Annotated in this window: 10 protein-coding genes, 1 pseudogene and 1 CRISPR repeat array; of the genes and pseudogenes, 4 read left to right on the top strand and 7 right to left on the bottom strand. The window is 69.1% G+C overall.

All coding sequences use genetic code 11. From position 1 onward, the window contains the following. The first annotated feature begins 62 nt into the window (after positions 1 to 62). From LXT21_RS28105 to LXT21_RS28095, 3 genes are all read left to right on the top strand, one after another. On the top strand, positions 63 to 1,016 hold the full coding sequence (locus tag LXT21_RS28105; protein WP_254041271.1) for a LysR family transcriptional regulator: 954 nt from the start codon (positions 63 to 65) through the stop codon (positions 1,014 to 1,016). 95 nt (positions 1,017 to 1,111) lie between these two features. Then, complete coding sequence (locus LXT21_RS28100) at positions 1,112 to 2,074, top strand: hypothetical protein (protein ID WP_254041270.1); 963 nt, start codon at positions 1,112 to 1,114, stop codon at positions 2,072 to 2,074. Positions 2,075 to 2,202: 128 nt separating this feature from the next. Then, on the top strand, positions 2,203 to 3,852 hold the full coding sequence (locus LXT21_RS28095) for a phospholipase D-like domain-containing protein (protein ID WP_254041269.1): 1,650 nt from the start codon (positions 2,203 to 2,205) through the stop codon (positions 3,850 to 3,852). A gap of 189 nt (positions 3,853 to 4,041) precedes the next feature. On the opposite strand, the pseudogene LXT21_RS28090 reads toward LXT21_RS28095, so the two are convergent. Together LXT21_RS28090 and LXT21_RS28085 are read right to left on the bottom strand one after the other, a co-directional pair. Further along, positions 4,042 to 4,998: pseudogene (locus LXT21_RS28090) on the bottom strand (YeiH family protein); the annotation flags it as partial. Between the two features lie 52 nt (positions 4,999 to 5,050). Continuing rightward, entirely contained in the window at positions 5,051 to 5,935 is an 885-nt protein-coding gene (locus tag LXT21_RS28085; RefSeq protein WP_254041268.1) for a bifunctional metallophosphatase/5'-nucleotidase, read from the bottom strand. A 718-nt stretch (positions 5,936 to 6,653) separates the two neighbouring features. Here LXT21_RS28085 and LXT21_RS28080 point away from each other — a divergent pair. Beyond that, the gene (locus LXT21_RS28080; RefSeq protein WP_254041267.1) at positions 6,654 to 8,165 is read left to right on the top strand and encodes an ABC transporter substrate-binding protein; all 1,512 of its coding nucleotides are present in this window, start codon (positions 6,654 to 6,656) and stop codon (positions 8,163 to 8,165) included. 172 nt (positions 8,166 to 8,337) lie between these two features. Here LXT21_RS28080 and LXT21_RS28075 read toward each other — a convergent pair whose 3' ends face one another. From LXT21_RS28075 to cmr4, 5 genes are all read right to left on the bottom strand, one after another. Continuing rightward, positions 8,338 to 9,090 carry a hypothetical protein gene (locus LXT21_RS28075; RefSeq protein WP_254041266.1) on the bottom strand — a complete coding sequence of 251 codons (753 nt, stop codon included), beginning with the start codon at positions 9,088 to 9,090 and terminating at the stop codon, positions 8,338 to 8,340. Further along, on the bottom strand, positions 9,090 to 9,854 hold the full coding sequence (locus LXT21_RS28070) for an SGNH/GDSL hydrolase family protein (protein WP_254041265.1): 765 nt from the start codon (positions 9,852 to 9,854) through the stop codon (positions 9,090 to 9,092). Before LXT21_RS28070 ends, LXT21_RS28075 begins: the two co-directional genes overlap by 1 nt. A gap of 322 nt (positions 9,855 to 10,176) precedes the next feature. After that, positions 10,177 to 15,169: direct repeats of the CRISPR family, unit length 36 nt; unit sequence GTGCTCAACGCCTTCCGGCATCACGGCGAGCGGCGG. Between the two features lie 554 nt (positions 15,170 to 15,723). Beyond that, entirely contained in the window at positions 15,724 to 16,791 is a 1,068-nt protein-coding gene (cmr6, locus tag LXT21_RS28065) for a type III-B CRISPR module RAMP protein Cmr6 (protein ID WP_254041264.1), read from the bottom strand. After that, the gene (locus tag LXT21_RS28060) at positions 16,784 to 17,182 is read right to left on the bottom strand and encodes a type III-B CRISPR module-associated protein Cmr5 (RefSeq protein WP_254041263.1); all 399 of its coding nucleotides are present in this window, start codon (positions 17,180 to 17,182) and stop codon (positions 16,784 to 16,786) included. The genes cmr6 and LXT21_RS28060 overlap by 8 nt, the downstream gene beginning before the upstream one ends. After that, a complete protein-coding gene (gene cmr4, locus LXT21_RS28055; protein ID WP_254041262.1) occupies positions 17,179 to 18,108 on the bottom strand; it encodes a type III-B CRISPR module RAMP protein Cmr4 in 930 nt (309 codons plus the stop codon). Before cmr4 ends, LXT21_RS28060 begins: the two co-directional genes overlap by 4 nt. Positions 18,109 to 18,110: the final 2 nt, after the last annotated feature.

Below are 18,110 nucleotides of genomic sequence, written 5' to 3'. Positions count from 1 at the left end.
GCATCGACAGCGCGCGGATGATGCGCTCCACGCCCTCATCACTCCAATCGATTGAGGCGATATTGAGCATCAGGGAGCGCGATTTACGCCACGTGGACCTGAACCTGCTGGTCACCTTCCTGGTGCTGCTGCGCGAGCGGAGCGTCTCGCAGGCGGCGCGGCGGTTGTACCTGGGACAGCCGGCGGTGAGCGGCGCGCTGGCGCGGCTGCGCGAGTTGTTCGAGGACGCGCTGTTCATCCGCACGCCCAAGGGGATGGAGCCCACGGCGAAGGCGCTGGAGTTGGAGCGCAGGCTCGCGCCGGCGCTCGAGCGCATCCAGGAGACGATGTTCGAGCCCCCCACGTTCGAGCCGGCGGACACCGACCGGACCTTCGTGCTGGGGATGCCGGACTGGGTGGAGCTGTGGCTCGGCCCCGCGCTCTTCGCGAGCGTGCGTGAGGCCGCGCCCCGCGCGCGCCTGGCCATCAAGCCCACGGACCCGTTCGAGAGCACGGCGATGCTCGAGCGCAACGAGATGGACGCGAGCATCCTCCAGACGCAGGAGACCCCGCCCCCGGCGTGGCTGCGGCGCAGGCCCCTGCGGACCCTGGGCATGCGCTGCATCTACCCTCGCGAGCTGAAGCGCGGCTCCAAGGGGCTCACCCTGGCCGAGTACACCCGCCATGCCCACCTGATGGTGAGCTATCGGGGCGTGTTCGAGAGCACCATCGACACGTGGCTCACGTCCCAGGGGCTGCGGCGGACGGTGGCCTACTCCACGACGCGCTTCGGCACCCTGCCGGCCCTCCTGCGCTCGACGCGCGCCATCGCCACGGTGCCGGAGATGCTCGCGGAGCAGTGGCGCGAGGAGCAGGGGTTGCAGGTCAGCGCCGTGCCCGTGCCGCTGCCGGAGTTCTCCGTGTCGGCGCTGTGGCTGGCGACGAAGGACAGCGATCCGGGGCTGCAGTGGCTGCTCGGGCTGGCGGCCCAGGCGGTGGCGAGGACCTCCGCGAGCGCAGCCAAGGGCCACCGGTGAACAGTGGCAGGGGTCACTCAGTGGCGGATAACACCGCCGCGTGGGTGGGGACGCGGTAGCCTGGAGGGGCTCTCATTCCTCTCGCGAGACACGCCATGCTCCGCATCCTCGCCTCCGCCCTCCTCGTCCTGTCCCTCACCGCCTGCTCGGACGACCCCGACCCCACCCCCACGCCGGATGCCGGCTCGGATGCGGGGACACCCGATGGCTCGGACTCCGGAACCGACGCGGGGACGGACGCGGGCTCGGGGGACGGCGGCCCCACGCCCCAGCCGGACGCGGGCCCGGGGACGTCCGGAGGCTCCGGGAAGCTGCCCTGTGAGCGCACCGGCTCGGTGACGAGCAACAACCAGACGTATCCGTACTGCGTCGCGCAGGTGGCGGGCGCGGAGCTGAAGATTGTCGAGCCTCGGGTGGGCATCGTCCCCTCGCCGGTGCACCTGGCCATCTACCTGCACGGTGACGGAGCCCGGGCGCACACGGGCGACACCGCGCCCCGCCTCCAGGCGCCGTGGGCCTACGAGAACGACACGCTCTACGTCTCCGTGCTCGCGCCGAACAAGTGCGCGTGGTGGACCAAGCCCTCGGTGACCAACTGCGCCGTGGAGGGGACGGAGGCCGACCGCGACCTCGCGGGCGACAACGCGGCCACGCTGGTGGAGGTGCTCGACACCCTGCGCAAGGGCTGGAACATCATCAACGAGCCCATCCTCTTCGGCGGCTCCTCGGGGGGCTCGGTGTTCCTCACGGCGAGCTTCCTGCCGAAGCACGGCAACCGCTACCGGGGCGTGTATGCGTTGGGCTGCGGCGGCGAGGCGCCCTGGGGCGGCAAGCTGGACTGGGACAGCACGCGCCCCGAGCTGCGGGGGCCGACGCGACTGGTCTATGCCTACGGTGACAAGGACGAGTACCTCACCGACATCCAGGCCAGCCTCACCGCGTTCCGTGGCTACGCCTTCCCGCTGGAGGAGAAGGTCGTCGCGGGTGCGGCCCACTGCGCCTTCGACCACATCGGCGGCGTGAAGGACATCTGGGCGGCGGAGCTCGAGGGAAGGTAGCCGGGCGTCGCGCGGGAACGCGCTTGCGTAGGGATTGAACGCGCGAGACCTCCGGAGGCGTGTCGCTTCAAGACGCGCCTCCAGTCCGCTTCGTGTGGCACCCAGGTTGCACTGGCGAGCCCCCCACGATGCGCGTCGACACCAGCTGCGACACCGCGAACTTCATCCTCGACGGCGACAAGTTCTTCCTCGAGCTGCACCGGCACATCCGCCGCGCGGAGCTGGACGGCAAGGGCGCCACCATCCGCTTGGCGTACTGGAAGGCGGACCCGGCGCTGACGCTGCCCGCGGTGGATGGCGCGCAGCAGCGCACGCTCGCGCAGGCGCTCTCCTCGGCCGCGAAGGCGGGGGTGAAGGTCCAGGTCATCCTGTGGAACGGCTGGAAGTCCGAGTGCTTCGTGCCGCATCACCACTTCTGGCGCGAGGACTGGACGGCGTGGCTGGACAAGTGGAAGCACCTGCTCAAGGAGTGGAAGTTCCCCGACGGGAGCCTGGAGTTCAAATACCACTCCTACGCGGGCACCACGCTGCACCCCTTCACCAGCCTCCACATCAAGATTGCCCTGTTCAAGACGTCCGGGAGCGAGGACCTGCTCCTGGGCGGGATGAACCTGGGCGAGGACTACAAATCCGCCACGACGCACGACGCGGCCAATCACTGGCATGACGCGGCCGTGCACCTGAAGGGAGACATCCACCGCGTCGTGGGGAACTACTGGTCGGAGCTGTGGGCGGGGAAGATGCCTCCCGCGGCGCCCATCACTCCGGACCGCAGCGGCGGCGGCAAGGCCGTGACGTTCGTGACCACGGACATCCAGGGCAAGAAAGCCGAGCGGGACATCCGCAAGGAGCTGGTGGGCCACATCCAGATGGCGCGCGCGTTCGTCTACATGGAGAACCAGGCGCTGACGGACCCAGGCATCATCGACGCGCTGGTCGCGGCGGCCGCGCGCGGGGTGCGCATCATCCTGATGGTCCCGCACCCGAAGGAGACGGTGCTCGGGGACTACAGCGGATATGCGTACGTGATGAACTTCGCCTTCCGCGCCATCGCGATGGCGGGGATGACGAGCTTCACCTCGAAGAGCGCCGGCAAGGTGAAGGCCAGCGACATCAAGGACTGCAGCCTGCGCTACGAGGGGTGGCTGCTGAGCGGCCGCTCGCTGCTGCTGCCGCCGTCACCCCAGGTCCAGAAGATGGGCTGCCTGGAGAACGACACGTACATCACGGAGTTGGAGAAGCGGCTGCACGCGGGTGACGACTCGCTGATGCAGTCGTGGAAGCACCCCAACCTGCCGTTCCGTCCGGCGTCGCAGTTCATGAACCGCGGCTTCCACTGGAAGCTGAAGACGGCCTGGCTGGGGACGTGGGAGTACCTGGAGAACATCACGGCCATCGAGTCCGATTCGTTCAGCATGTACTCACCGCTGCTCAACGGCGCGAAGGGCAAGTCGCCGTACGTCCACTCGAAGGTGGCCATCGTCGACGACAAGCTGGCCTTCATCGGAAGCAGCAACTGGACCTACCGCAGCATGCAGTTCGACGCCGAGGTGAGCGCCGTCATCCAGGACGGGGCCTTCGTCAAGGCGATGCGGGAGGAGCTCTTCGAGCACTGGGGGATGCCCAAGAACGTCAGCCAGTGGCGCGCGGCGGCGGAGCAGAACGTGGGCAAGCAGGACGGCAAGGTGAACATCGTCCCGCTCACCCTGGCGGACCTGCAGGTCAGCTACACCAGCCTCACCGCGTGGGGCTCCTGGGCGGCGGGGAACATGATTTGAGCGGTGGGGCGTGGCCCGCGCTCGAGAGCGGAGGACCTGACAGCCCTCGGCCCCCCGTCGGGCCCGCTCCGCCACGCCGTTGTCCACCACGTCGACCTGGGAGGACGACTGGATGGACAGCAGGTGGATGAGGCCCCAGGCGAACAGGGCCAGCGCGGCGAAGCCGACGAGCCCCGCGTAGACGACCCGGAGACCCGCGCGGCGGACCATGCTCAGGTGGGTGCCCAGCCCCATGGCCGCCATGGCCATGACCATGAGGAAGACGCTGGCGGTGGACAGCCATGCCCGGGCCGAGGCGGGCACCACGCCCACCGTGCCCAGCACGCCCACGGCGAGGAAGCCGATGACGAACCAGGGGATGGGCGGCTCCTTCAGCGAGTAGCGCACCTTCCCGCCCACGCCGGAGAGCAGCCCCAGCACCACGAGCGCCGGCGCCAGCAGCACCACGCGGGTGAGCTTGACCAGCGTGCCCAGGTCCCCCGCGTCGGTGCCCCACGTGAAGGCCGCGGCCATCACCTGCGCCACCTCGTGCAGCGTGGCCCCGGAGAGGATGGCGAGCTGCGCATCGCTCAACCCCAACAGCGGCCCCACGAAGACGTAGAAGAGCACGCCCACGGTGCCCAGGATTCCGCACAGGCCCACCGCCAGCGTGGTGTCCTCCTCCTCCGCGCGCGTGACGGAGCTGGCGGCCACCACCGCGCTGGCACCGCAGATGGACGTCCCCAGCGCCAGGAGCGTGCCCAGCTTCTCCGGCACGCCGAAGCGCCGGGTGAGCCAGCGGATGCCGAGGATGCCGCCGACGATGACCGCCACGGACAGCAGCAGCACGCGCGGGCCCACCTTCGCCACCAGCCCGAAGTCGAGCCGCGCCCCCATCAGCACGATGCCCAGCCGCAGCACCGTGCGCGCCGAGTAGCGCGTGCCCTCCATCCACACGGGCGCGAGCCCCAGCGACGTCCGCAGCGAGATGCCCAGCAGCAGGGCCACCGTGAGCGGCCCCACCACCTGCAGGCCGGGCAACAGCGCCAGCCCATGGCTGAGGCCCGCCAGCGCGGCGGCGAGCCCCAGGCCCGGCAGACGTCGACGCCACACGGCTTGGGGGTCGGGGACGACGGTCGAGGAGGAAGCGGCGGCAGGTGCGGTCATCTCGGAGGCTCGATACCCGGGGGCATGACGTTGACGGTTTCTGGCGCGGGGTCTACCGCGAGACCTGCTGGGTGCGGAGCACGGCGGGCAGGTCCTCGCCCACCGCGCGGCCCTCCAGTGTGTCGCTCAGTCGAGGCGCACGGGCGAGGAAGCGGCGCACCGCCTCATGCGCGTCCAGGTCGAGCACGCGGGGCTCCAGCGCGCCGGGGATTCGACACAGCATGTCCGGTGCGTCGCCGTCCCGCTCGCAGGCCGTCACGGAGTAGAGGCGCGAGTCCACCACCGGCTCGCCCGCGACCTCGAGCGCGAGGAGGCGCTGTCCCTTGGGTGCGTCCGCGCGGAAGCGCAGCGTCATCCCCGAGGGGCGCGGCAGCCATCCGCCGAAGCGGTGCTCGGGGTTCTTCGCGAAGACGTTCTCCAGTTCCTGCTCCCAGAAGGCGCGGAGCTGACGGCCGCTCACCTTGCCTGTCTTCAACTTGTTGGTGACGGGGAAGAGGTTCCACAGGTCCGCCTCGCGCACGGGTTCGGAGAGCAGCGGCGTGCCGAAGCGGAAGCCATTGGACAGGCCAATCTCCGTCCCACCCGCGGCGCGGATGGCGTCGGCCAACATGTTGTCCAACGGGTTCTCCACCACCGCGTAGCGCGCGAGCGTCACGTCCGTGTGGCCCACCTGCGCGGAGAGCGCTTGGTCGTGCGCGGTGAGCGCGGCCTCCACGTGCCGCGCCATCTCGGGATCCTCGGGGAAGCGCGACGCGGTGAGTTCGACGAGCTCCCAGCGGCGGTCCACCACCCGCCCCTCCTCGAGCCACAGGTCCAGCCGGCCGAGGAAGGAGCCGAACGCGCCGGGCTCCACCACCCACGAGCCCGATTGCTCGATGGGGACATAGGTGCGCTCGTGCGTGTCGCTGGACAGATGGACATCCACGCGCTGGAGCACCGGGCGCGGCCTGCTCCAGGACCAGGCTCCACCAGCGGGATCCCGACCTCGACGGCTCACGCCGCCGCCGAGGACCCGCGTCCCCAACCTCGGCCGGAGCCACACCCCAGCCAGCGCGCCGCACCTCGGCGGCCTGTGCGCCAGCCCACAGGCACTGGAGGTGAGCACCAGCGCCGTCGCCGGCGACAGCGCAGATGCGAACCTCCACCCGGCCAAGGCTCAGGGGCCCTGGAAACGGCCCACCTTGACGGTGGGAAACATCACTTCGCGCGGCCGTGATGCGTCAAGGCCGCTCGCGGTGAGACGTCCGCGACTCTCACGAGCAGCGGTAGCGGTACAATCCGCCCCATACGCGCATGGGGACCCCGCTTCGACCGCTCGGGGATTTGCGAACGAGAAGGACCCTACCAGCCCCCTCTGACATGGCCCTGGGGGTCGGGTCGCACGGGCCCAGGTCGGTACGGCGAGCAGCCCGGCCTCCATCGCAGCCCGACACCGACGCCGCCATTCAAAGACACATTCAAATATCGAGCAGGATTTCCTGACACCAGGAACACGGCGACCGGTGCCGCACGGCCCGTCGGCGGACGAGTTTTCACGGGTTTCGAGAGGGAAAACCGAAACCCAGACACATCAATCAATGTCAGACCCGCGAGATATAAACCATTTCCAGCGGCTCCACTCCGGACGCCGTCTCAACGGGACATCATTCATCCACATGAAAAGCTCATTGTTTTCACTCGGTCTCCTTGTCGGACTGACGGGGGCCGGCTGCGCGGGCCTCGAGGAAGGCGAGACGATGGAGACCTCCGTCGCGGAGGACTCCGCCTCCCAGGTCATCCAGGGACTGAACACGCAGGTCACGGGGACGAGCCCTGTGACGTTCGTCACCGCGTCGGGCAACGTGACGACACCCTACAACCAGTCCGCGACGCCCGTGGTGGCCTACACGCGGGACTCGACGACGGGGGCGTTCACGGCGTACCCCGGCTCGGGCGCCGCGGATGGCAGCATCTCCGTGCCCAACGTCCCGTCCGGCCGCATCTACCTGAAGGTGGGCACGCGCTACCTGGTGAGCACGGGGCGCACGTTCGACCTGGGCTCCACCGAGTGGGGCCGTGATGGCTCGTTCGCCTCGCTGTCGACCCCCGTGACGGTGTCCGCGTCCGGCCTGTCTCCCTGGCAGTCGGGGGACTACATGGACATGTATTCATTGAACCCGGGGGCGTTCGGCTACCTCTACGGCAACGAGCCGGGGTTCCCCCTGGCGGGCGCGACGTCGTTCTCCGCGCTGAACTTCGATTACGCCAACATGCTCAACCCCATGCTGCTCGACAGCAGCCTCGGGGATGTGTTCTCGCTGGCCCAGATGCGGCTGCAGTCGAGCCCCCATGGCGTGCCCTACCGCTCGATGCACAAGGTGCTCAGCGCGAACCTGACGCAGACGGAGGGCCAGTCTGCCAGCGTCAGTGGGACGTTCACCCAGCCCGCGGCGACGGGCACGTTCTCGGTGGACTGGAGGCGTTCGGCGTTCGATGCCCTGCGCGCCCAGGTGAACCCGAGCGCGGTGAGCACGTACAACGAAATCTGGATGTCCGCGCGGCCGGCCGCGGTGGGTCAGGCGCTCGCGTCCATCAGCGGGCCGCCGGTCCTGGTGAAGCTCAATCCTGACGCGCTGAAGACGGACATCGTCACGGGGAACATGGCCTACAACAACCCGCTGCCGGCGACGTGGCAGAAGGTGGCCTTCGCCACCGCGGGCTTCACGAAGACCTACGCGCTGGGGACGGCGACGCCCGTCACGATGAGCGTGGAGATTCGCGTGGACCAGGATGCGAGCGCGTTCGCCTCCGCCCCGGTGGAGCCCCTCGTCGGTCCGGTGCAGGCGCCGCTCGTCAATACCCGTGGCGCGTTCCAGAACCTCACGGGCGTGGGGACGGACGCCTCGCTGCGCTGGTCGAAGCCGGCGATTGGCACGGCCACGAACTATGTGGTGAACATCTACCGGCTGAGCACGAGCAACGGCGCCACCATCGCCTCGCGCGTGACGTCGCTGCACACCGACTTGCAGAGCGTGTACCTGCCGCCGGGCGTGCTCCTGTCGGGACAGACGTACTTCGCGGAGATTCAGAGCTGGTACCAGCCCGGCTCTGACCTCGCGACGAGCCCGTTCAAGCGCGCGCTGCCCCGCGCCCGCGCCAGCGTGCTCACGGGGACGTTCAGCCCGTAATCACCTGGAGTCGTTGAAGGCTTGGGGAGGGAGGGGTTTGTGCGCCCTTCCTCCCTGGAGTCGGCGTGGTTTCGCGCCCGTCAGCCCTGCGGTCCGCTGAAGCGCCGTGAGCGACGCGTACAGACTTCGAGGCGGCGCACTGGAGCGGTTCGAGCGCGTCGTCCTGCCGCGCTCAGTTCCGCCCGTAGATGCGGCGTCGCTGGAAGCGGAAGAACCCTGCGGCCTCCTCACGAGCGAGCGTCGATGCCTCATGGCCGAAGTACTGCTCTCGCAAGGAGCCCAGCTCGGCGCCCAGGGAGTCCGCCTGCCCGAGCCGTGAGAGCAACGCCTCCCGTGCCTTCATGTACGCGTGCCCTTTCTCCCAGCGGGCGTCCCGGTACACGTCCTCCGCGGCTTTGCGTGCAATCTGCTCCTCGGAGTAGCCCATGCGCCGCCGGATATCCGCGAGAGCGACCCGCCGTTCCTCGACCGGCATCCCGACGAGGTGGGCCTGCACAGGTTCGAGCCGCAGGAACAGCTCCGTCGCCTGCGACCGCACCAACTGCGCCTCCGTCTTCCGAGGATCCACACCGGCGATGGTCGACAGCCGGTCGAGGAACACCGCCTGTTGCGCCTCGAGCGGGAGCGTCGGGTCCACGTCGAGGAGCTCGCGCCGCTTCGCCTCCTCCTCCTGGCTGAGGGCCTGCGCCTCCTGCATCCAGCGCGCGGACACCTCGGCGGTCGGGTCCTTCTGCGTCGGTCCGGAGTCCTGCCTGGCGGGTGGCCGAGGCGATTCTCCTGGGGGCGACACCGGAGCAGGCACGGGCCGCGACACATCGGCCTGTGCGACCGGCGCGTCCCCGCCTCGGAAGAGGGAGAACGCGCCAGCCGACAGGAGGGTGCCGGCCGCGAGAAGGACGATGATGTTCCCGCGCCGACCGAGCATCAGAGCCGCGGCTCCAGCTTGGACCAGATGAGGTTGGCGATCTTGTTCGAGCCCGAGGTCGTCGGGTGGACGCCGTCGGCCTTGATGTCGGCGTTGGTGATGGCCGAGCGGGGGTCGACGAAGTCGCAGTCGACGGCGGCGTTCGCGCACGCGTTTCCGAGGATGAGGTCTCCGTAGTCGACGGCCTGGTCGAGGTCGCTGGCGTTGAGGAGCCCGAACTTGGTGCGGTAGTAGCCGAGGTAGACGACGTCGGTGACGCCGCTGGTCGACATGTCGTTCAGCAGGTCCGCGACCTCGACGTAGATGTCGTCGATGTAGTCCTTGCAGCTCTGCGACAGGCGGCCGAACTCATACCACTGCGTCTTGCAGTTGTACGGGTCGGCGAGCGCGATGGTGGGGATGAGGATGTCGTTGCCGCCGCCATCCATCACCACGATGTGGCTGTTCGGATTGGCGGACTCCGCGAGGTCGAACTGCCCGCGGATGGAGGGGGTGATGACGCCACCCTCGATCTCCGCGCCGGAGGTCGTGTAGTTGCGGAACGTCCCACCCGCCTTGGCGTGGAGCGCGGTCTGAATCTCCCCCGAGAGCGCGAAGATGGAGTCGCCCAGGAACACGACGTCGTTGTTGTCCGCACTGGGGATCCACGGGGCGCTCATGAGCTGACCGAGGCCACAGCCGACCAGCAGCATGGGCGTCGTGACGACGAGGGCTCGCGCCCACCGGGGCAGCCGCGCGCGACCAGAGACTTGGAACGCCTTCATATGGTTCCTTCCCGCCAGCAGGGCTCACCCGCCGACGTGCCGTTGGAGATACATCCGTGATTGTTCCGTCCTCCGGATTTTCCGGAAGACGTCCAATTCGCGCACAGGATTGATTCGAAAGTCAAAGCTCAAAAATGCCAACAAGCCGCGAGGACGGTCCGGCGATAAATTTCCAGAACCAGTGGGCCGGGCCCGTTCGCACCGCGAAACATGCGTCTGTGTGACAGGGCTGCGAGTGGAGCCACGGGGCCGAGGTCCAACGCCTGGTGGCATCACGGCAGGCGGCGGTTCGGCCAGACGGGTCAAGTGTGGACCTTGAGTGGTGCTCAACGCCTTCCGGCATCACGGCGAGCGGCGGGAGGCCAAGTTGGACGAGCCCATCAAGAAGACCACTCTGTGCTCAACGCCTTCCGGCATCACGGCGACCGGCGGGAATGAATTGCACGAGCGTCGAGACGCGTACACGGCGTGCTCAACGCCTTCCGGCATCACGGCGCGCGGCGGGACGCCAACCTCGTGAAGCCCTCGGCCCCCAGGAACGTGTGCTCAACGCCTTCCGGCATCACGGCGAGCGGCGGCGCCGTACGACGCGCTCGCCATTGAGGTGGACGTCCTCAAGTGCTCAACGCCTTCCGGCATCACGGCGAGCGGCGGCGCCGGGACGGCACTCCAGGCCGGGTCCACGTCGCTACCGTGCTCAACGCCTTCCGGCATCACGGCGAGCGGCGGCAGCTCACCAGCCCGTACGTCTGGCTGGAGGTGACTGCGTGATCAACGCCTTCCGGCATCACGGCGAGCGGCGGCCGCCGAGTGCTCGCTGGCCAACGCCGCGCAGGGGAAGTGGTGCGCAACGCCTTCCGGCATCACGGCGAGCGGCGGATACCGAACTCGTGCGCCACGCCGGCAGCGTGCTCCGGTGCTCAACGCCTTCCGGCATCACGGCGAGCGGCGGACGTACCAGTTGAACCACCATCTGCCCGCCAACCTGTGCTCAACGCCTTCCGGCATCACGGCGAGCGGCGGTGGCGGATGCACGCAACGCGGCGCTGGAGGAAACTGCCTGGTGCTCAACGCCTTCCGGCATCACGGCGAGCGGCGGGGAGCGGTGTCATCACGCAGGACTGCCCCGAGTGCGACCTGTGCTCAACGCCTTCCGGCATCACGGCGAGCGGCGGACTGCTGCCCCAGTGGCACGTCACCGTGGTGGCGCGGTGCTCAACGCCTTCCGGCATCACGGCGAGCGGCGGCGGAAGTGTCAATGCGTGGTTGGCGAAGAAGGGGCCTTAGTGCTCAACGCCTTCCGGCATCACGGCGAGCGGCTGTTCGATCTTTTCAGCCTGTGCCCTGAGCTTCTTGTAGTGCTCAACGCCTTCCGGCATCACGGCGAGCGGCGGGCGGCATGGTGTCCGCGAGGCGCCCGATGAAGTCCTGGTGCTCAACGCCTTCCGGCATCACGGCGAGCTGCGGGCCCAGGGCCGTCAGGTTCTCAGTGCCCCATCGGGCGGTGCTCAACGCCTTCCGGCATCACGGCGAGCGGCGGTGGTGAAGCGGACGGCCATCTCCCACCACCGCCCGTGCTCAACGCCTTCCGGCATCACGGCGAGCAGCGGACAGGAGCCGGTGTTTCGTGCAACGTAGTCTCACCCGTGCTCAACGCCTTCCGGCATCACGGCGGGCGGCGGGGGACCTGAACCGCAGACACCGAAACGCCCGCGAACGCTAGGGGTCAACGCCTTCCGGCATCCGCCTTCCGGCATCACGGCGAGCGGCGGCACCGAGACGGTGACGATGACGAACGGGGCGAAGATCTAGTGCTCAACGCCTTCCGGCATCACGGCGAGCGGCGGGGCGAACTGCTGGTTCGGCTGCTGCCCGTTGGTGAGGTGCTCAACGCCTTCTGGCATCACGGCGAGCGGCGGTTCACCTCCACGCCGATCTCGTTCAGCGACGTCAGGTGCTCAACGCCTTCCGGCATCACGGCGAGCGGCGGCCCCTGGGTGACGAGGCGGTGTCCGAGTTGCGGAACTAGTGCTCAACGCCTTCCGGCATCACGGCGAGCGGCGGGGCACGGGAGGCGCACTCACTGGACAGCCTTGGGAGTGCTCAACGCCTTCCGGCATCACGGCGAGCGGCGGTCAAGTTGCGTGTCACGCTGGGACTGGAGGTGCCAGTGCTCAACGCCTTCCGGCATCACGGCGAGCGGCGGCTTCGACCTTTGCAACATCACCTCCGCCATGTCGTGCTCAACGCCTTCCGGCATCACGGCGAGCGGCGGCATCGGGCTGGCCATCCTCGCAAAGGAAGCGGTGCCGGTGTGCTCAACGCCTTCCGGCATCACGGCGAGCGGCGGTCCAGAGTGATGAAGAGATGATGGCGCAGCTCAAGAGGTGCTCAACGCCTTCCGGCATCACGGCGAGCGGCGGCGCGCAGGCGTCGCCCGGCTCGATTTCCCAGATGCTCACGTGCTCAACGCCTTCCGGCATCACGGCGAGCGGCGGTGTGCATAGGCGTGCCCAGCTTCATCCTGCCCCGGTGCTCAACGCCTTCCGGCATCACGGCGAGCGGCGGTCCGTGCGACCATCGTTTTGTCCCAGGGGTTGGGGTGCTCAACGCCTTCCGGCATCACGGCGAGCGGCGGGACCCCGGACGCCCGGTGTCCAGCTACGGGGACGTTTAGTGCTCAACGCCTTCCGGCATCACGGCGAGCGGCGGCCTTCGGGCGATGCCGGCGCAGTCCGGGCCGGTCCACAGTGCTCAACGCCTTCCGGCATCACGGCGAGCGGCGGACAGCCACGCCACGGGAGGCTGTCGAAGGTGGCGGGTGCTCAACGCCTTCCGGCATCACGGCGAGCGGCGGTGCAGAAGACCGCGGAGGCGCAGCTCGTCAACAAGGTGTGCTCAACGCCTTCCGGCATCACGGCGAGCGGCGGCCCAGCAGTAGTTGTTTCCTCTTCTCATCCGGAGCACATGTGCTCAACGCCTTCCGGCATCACGGCGAGCGGCGGGCGGAACTGGTTGTCGACGGTCTGCTGCTGCGCACTGTGCTCAACGCCTTCCGGCATCACGGCGAGCGGCGGAGTGATGAGCCCCGGCAGAGGCGTCTATGACCTCGCCAAGTGCTCAACGCCTTCCGGAATCACTGCGAGCGGCGGTGTACGGCGCCGCGCTGTTGACGGCGGTGGTGGCGCAGGTGCTCAACACCTTCCGGCATCACGGCGAGCGGCGGAGATGCAGCAGAGCATCGCGCTCAAGACGGAGAAGTGCTCAACGCCTTCCGGCATCACGGCGAGCGGCGGCAGGGAGGCAGCACATGACTTTCGAAGAGCGCGCGAATCGTGCTCAACGCCTTCCGGCATCACGGCGAGCGGCGGAGTATTTCCACCTACGCATTTGTCACCTCACATCCAGTGTGCTCAACGCCTTCCGGCATCACGGCGAGCGGCGGCACGCAGCACCTTGTGCACGCCGAACAGCTCCGAGAAGTGCTCAACGCCTTCCGGCATCACGGCGAGCGGCGGGGCCCTCACCGAGCGCTGCCTCAGAACCGGGCGGCCGTGCTCAACGCCTTCCGGCATCACGGCGAGCGGCGGGCGCCATGGGCGGGAAGCCGCTGTGCACCAAGGTCCCGTGCTCAACGCCTTCCGGCATCACGGCGAGCGGCGGTGCTCCCAGCATCGAGGATGCCGATACCTACTTGGGCAAGTGCTCAACGCCTTCCGGCATCACGGCGAGCGGCGGACGCCGCCTTCCTCGGGCAGCTCGAGAGCAAGACGCGTGCTCAACGCCTTCCGGCATCACGGCGAGCGGCGGAAGATGGTGATTGTTGGACCCAACGCGGGGCGCACGTGCTCAACGCCTTCCGGCATCACGGCGAGCGGCGGCGGGCTGGCCTCTGCATCGCTCGACGATCTCCCCGAGTGCTCAACGCCTTCCGGCATCACGGCGAGCGGCGGATCCCGGCCCTCCTTCGGGGTGAACCCGGCCTCGCGGTGCTCAACGCCTTCCGGCATCACGGCGAGCGGCGGGCCTTCGAGGAGTCGACCAGGCCGCCCACCAGAAGTGCTCAACGCCTTCCGGCATCACGGCGAGCGGCGGGACCACTGGTGACGTCCTGGTAGCGAGGGGAAGACGGTGCTCAACGCCTTCCGGCATCACGGCGAGCGGCGGCTGGCGGCATGCAGGCCGTTCGGGTCACTCGCGAAGTGCTCAACGCCTTCCGGCATCACGGCGAGCGGCGGCGTCCCCGACGAGTGGGAACACGGCGTCGCCGTAATCGGTGCTCAACGCCTTCCGGCATCACGGCGAGCGGCGGATCCGGCCCATGCAACACCAACCCCGAGGTACGTATGTGCTCAACGCCTTCCGGCATCACGGCGAGCGGCGGGCCTGGAGCGCGCTCCCGAGTCCGTGCCTGTCTCGTGCTCAACGCCTTCCGGCATCACGGCGAGCGGCGGTCGCCGTCGATGTAGAGCCAGTCGTTGTTCAGCGGGTGCTCAACGCCTTCCGGCATCACGGCGAGCGGCGGCTGAGGAGGCGCGGCAGGTGCTGCGCGAGGCCGGGTGCTCAACGCCTTCCGGCATCACGGCGAGCGGCGGGGTGAAGAGCCGGGGCCCTCCCCTCCCCATGAAGGTCGTGCTCAACGCCTTCCGGCATCACGGCGAGCGGCGGATCTTCGTCCCGTGGTTCTGGCAGCCGGAGTACTCGTGCTCAACGCCTTCCGGCATCACGGCGAGCGGCGGGGGAGGGGGCTGCGTCGGGCGGGTGGAACGGTGCTCAACGCCTTCCGGCATCACGGCGAGCGGCGGGAGGGCGACGGAGAGGTTCATCTGTTCGACCTCCAGACCCACGTACTCAACGCCTTCCGGCATCACGGCGAGCGGCGGCGACGGGGCCGCGCTCCGCGAGCTCGCGGCCAACGGCCCGTGCTCAACGCCTTCCGGCATCACGGCGAGCGGCGGCTGGGCCCCAGCTCACGCTTCGTTCAACCGCGTCGTGTGCTCAACGCATTCCGGCATCACGGCGAGCGGCGGTCGCCGTCGATGTAGAGCCAGTCGTTGTTCAGCGGGTGCTCAACGCCTTCCGGCATCACGGCGAGCGGCGGCGTCGACCATGGGGCGTGAGCACTGGGCGGAAATCGTGTGCTCAACGCATTCCGGCATCACGGCGAGCGCCACGGGCTGCCAAGAGGTCATGGCTGCGCTCCGGTGCTCAACGCCTTCCGGCATCACGGCGAGCGGCGGCGGGTTGTACTGCGTGCAGGGCGGCACGCCGCAGGTCTAGTGCTCAACGCCTTCCGGCATCACGGCGAGCGGCGGAGCCGCCCTCGAATCGCCAACGATTCCGCCATCTTGTCCCCCCTGTTTTCAAGCCCCCCCTCCCTCCGCGAGCTCCACCACGCCAACCGCGCATCCCACATCCACCAACCCATTGAAACTCCTCACGAATTCCCCATTCAAGCACCTATTCACCTGTCAAAGAGCCCCAACCCCGCGCCAGGACTCGGGTTTTCGCCCGAAGGCCACTCCTGGCCCTCCGCCACGCGGAGGTGCTTGAAAGTCCAACTCCAGACAACGCACTCCCCATCCAACAGCTCGTACCCCGCACCGCACACTGCCAAAGATAGCCACGGGGCGAGCTCGACTCGCGCCCCTGAAATCCATTCACCCAGTGCCCGCCGTACCAGGCCGCCTCCCGCCTCCCAGCCACTCACCCAGCTCCGCTGTCACCACGAGAACCGCCAACGCACTCCCATGTAGCGTCGACCACTCCGGATTCGCCCTCCAGGCCCCGAAGCATCTTCAAGAGCACTCGCAACCAATGCATCGAGGAGCGTCACGCCGCATTCGTGACGCCCCCCGAAGTCCTCCCATCAGGCGCCGTCCACAAGAAGCCTGAGCAACTCCTCGCGACGCTCCTGGAGCTTGGGGCTCCGCACCAACACGCGAAGCGCCTGGGCGCACTCCATCCGCGCCTCGCGCGACAGGGGCATCAACTTCGGTCGCCACTGCGCATCGAAGTCCTCGAGCACCTTACGCTGCTCCGTCTTCGCCGCCCGCTGCTCCTCCCCCCACGCCTTGAACGCGTCCCGCTCCGGTGACGGCCGAGACACCGCGCGCGGTGGATTGATCACCACGCTCCCCTCAGGCTCCAGCCGCCCGTATCCCGCGGCCGTCTTGCCCCCCACGCCCCAATCACGCAGCGCCTCGCACAACCGGTCCGCGGCCCAGCGCAACAAGCGGAGCGTCTCGTCGTCCGCCCCCGGGGCCACGCTCAGCGCCACGAGGAAACGTCCACCAGGGCGCACCGACAGGAACGCCACCGGGTTCGGCGACTCGTAGTCGTTGGGCCACGACTCCGCCTTCCCGTACCAGCCCCGCTGGTGCACCGTGAGCACATCGCGCGCCAGCATCCGCGGCCCAGCGCCCTCCTTGCCCCGGCTCGACACCCACGGCGCGTCGTGGAAGAGGACCTGCCCCACGCTCGCCTTCTGGCCGAGCCGCTCATCCCCAGGCACACCGAACAGTCGACGACACGCCTCCGCCACCTCGGCAGGCTCGAAGCTCGCGCGCAGGTAGGCCGCGAGCACTCCCTTGAGCGAGGAGCCCGGAATCACCGGCACGCCCCAGGTGTGATGCAGCGTCAACCCCACCCCCGTCGGCGAGGCATTCCCGTGCCCCGCCAGGAGCCGCCCCGTCGCCCGCATCTCCACGGAGGCCGTGTGCCACTGGGTCAGCGCGCCGCGCCAACGGCGGTACGCTACCCCGTAGTGCTCCGGCTCCCGCGCCCCGTCCATCCAGCTCAACCACCCCCGCCAGGGTGAGCTGTTCTCGTCCTTCGACTCGTCGTCCTTCTGCGGCGCGTAGCGCTCATGGGCCAGCCCCGCATGACTCGGGCCCATCTCCTCGAAACGGGGGAGCGCGGCCAGGACCTTACGCACGGGGAGCCTCCTTGAACGTGGCCTGGACCGCGCGACGGAACCACACCACCAGCCGCAGCGTCTCGCGCGTGGCCAGCATGTACTCCTCCAGCCCCAGCTTCCGCACGGCTCCCGGCAGCGTCTCCCCCGTCAGCGGCGCGGACAGCCCCGGCAGCCGTGCCTTGCCGAGCACCTTCGCCAGGTCCTCGAGCAGCAACATCGCGGCGTTCGGCTCCTTCGGGTCCCGCTCCCGCTCCAGGAACGTGAGCGCCGCGGCCAGCCCATCCCGCAGCACCGACGCCCCCAGGCCATGCACGCGCGGCTTGTAGTCGGGCCGGAGGTCTGCGGGGACCGCCGTCACGCGGGCATACGCATCCGTCGCCCGTTGCTGCTCTCGCGTCACGCCGCTCATCGCCGGGCCTCCGCGTCGCCCGTCGTCCACGACAACAGCCGGCACCACCCGCGTCCCACCGTCGCCTTGCCACCCAACTGGAGCATCGTCCCCTGCCCGCCGAGCGCCGCGTCCAGCACCGCGCTCGCCGCCATCGCCTGCTTCGGGCTCCAGGACGCAGACGCCGCCATCACCCCCATCAGCAGCGTCTCTGCCGGCAGGCTCTCCTCCGTCCAGAGCTGCCCCTTCGCGGCCGTGCCCGTGTCCGGGTCGATGCTCACGCGGGTGTCCACCTGCATCGCCGTCTCCCACAGGAAGCTCATGGTCTCGTCATCCACGAGCACCAGGCGCCGCGCGAGCAGCTCCCGCTCATCACCGGGCAGCGCGCGCTGGAGCGCCTCCGCCCAGGCCCCGAGCACCGCGTCGTCCTCGGCGTCCACCTCCAGGTCCAGGTCCTCGAGGTAGACACGCGCCCCGCCCGCCTGCTCGTGAAGACAGACACAGGACTTCAACGAGGCCACCCGCGCGCGGTGCTTCTTCAGCGAGGGGACCGGAGGAGGCGCCTCACCGCCCCCCTGTCGTCCACCCCAGTCCCGACGCGCCAGCGTCAGCAGCAACGGCGACGTCACCAGCGCGAACGTCCCCACGAAGCTGCGCACCGGCAGCGCGAGCAGCCGCGCATCCCCCACCACCAGCGCCCCCGCGTACTCGCTGGGCTCGTCACCCTCGGGCCCGTTCTTCGCGCGCCGGGGGCCGAAGACCGCGTCGGTCCGGACGGTGTCGCTCGCGCTCGCGTCACGCAGCACGCCCTTGAGCGACGAGCCGGGGATGATGGGGATGCCCGTGGAGCGCATCCGCATCAGCGGCAGGTCGATGACTCCCACGCTCTGCCCCGTGCCGACGTGCAGGGGGGACAGGGCTTGCAGCAGATAGGCTCGGCTTTCCATGT

Source organism: Myxococcus guangdongensis (assembly GCF_024198255.1).
Classification (GTDB): Bacteria; Myxococcota; Myxococcia; order Myxococcales; family Myxococcaceae; genus Myxococcus; species Myxococcus guangdongensis.
Note: the sequence above shows the minus strand (reverse complement) of the source record. Positions and strands in the feature narration are given on the sequence as shown.

Bases quoted from the DNA above. Each gene is read 5' to 3' on its own strand.
- LXT21_RS28095 (WP_254041269.1), top strand. From the start codon at position 2,203: ATGCGCGTCGACACCAGCTGCGACACCGCGAACTTCATCCTCGACGGC.
- LXT21_RS28070 (WP_254041265.1), bottom strand. From the start codon at position 9,854: ATGAAGGCGTTCCAAGTCTCTGGTCGCGCGCGGCTGCCCCGGTGGGCG.
- LXT21_RS28080 (WP_254041267.1), top strand. From the start codon at position 6,654: ATGAAAAGCTCATTGTTTTCACTCGGTCTCCTTGTCGGACTGACGGGG.
- cmr4 (WP_254041262.1), bottom strand. From the start codon at position 18,108: ATGGAAAGCCGAGCCTATCTGCTGCAAGCCCTGTCCCCCCTGCACGTC.
- LXT21_RS28075 (WP_254041266.1), bottom strand. From the start codon at position 9,090: ATGCTCGGTCGGCGCGGGAACATCATCGTCCTTCTCGCGGCCGGCACC.
- LXT21_RS28060 (WP_254041263.1), bottom strand. From the start codon at position 17,182: ATGAGCGGCGTGACGCGAGAGCAGCAACGGGCGACGGATGCGTATGCC.
- LXT21_RS28100 (WP_254041270.1), top strand. From the start codon at position 1,112: ATGCTCCGCATCCTCGCCTCCGCCCTCCTCGTCCTGTCCCTCACCGCC.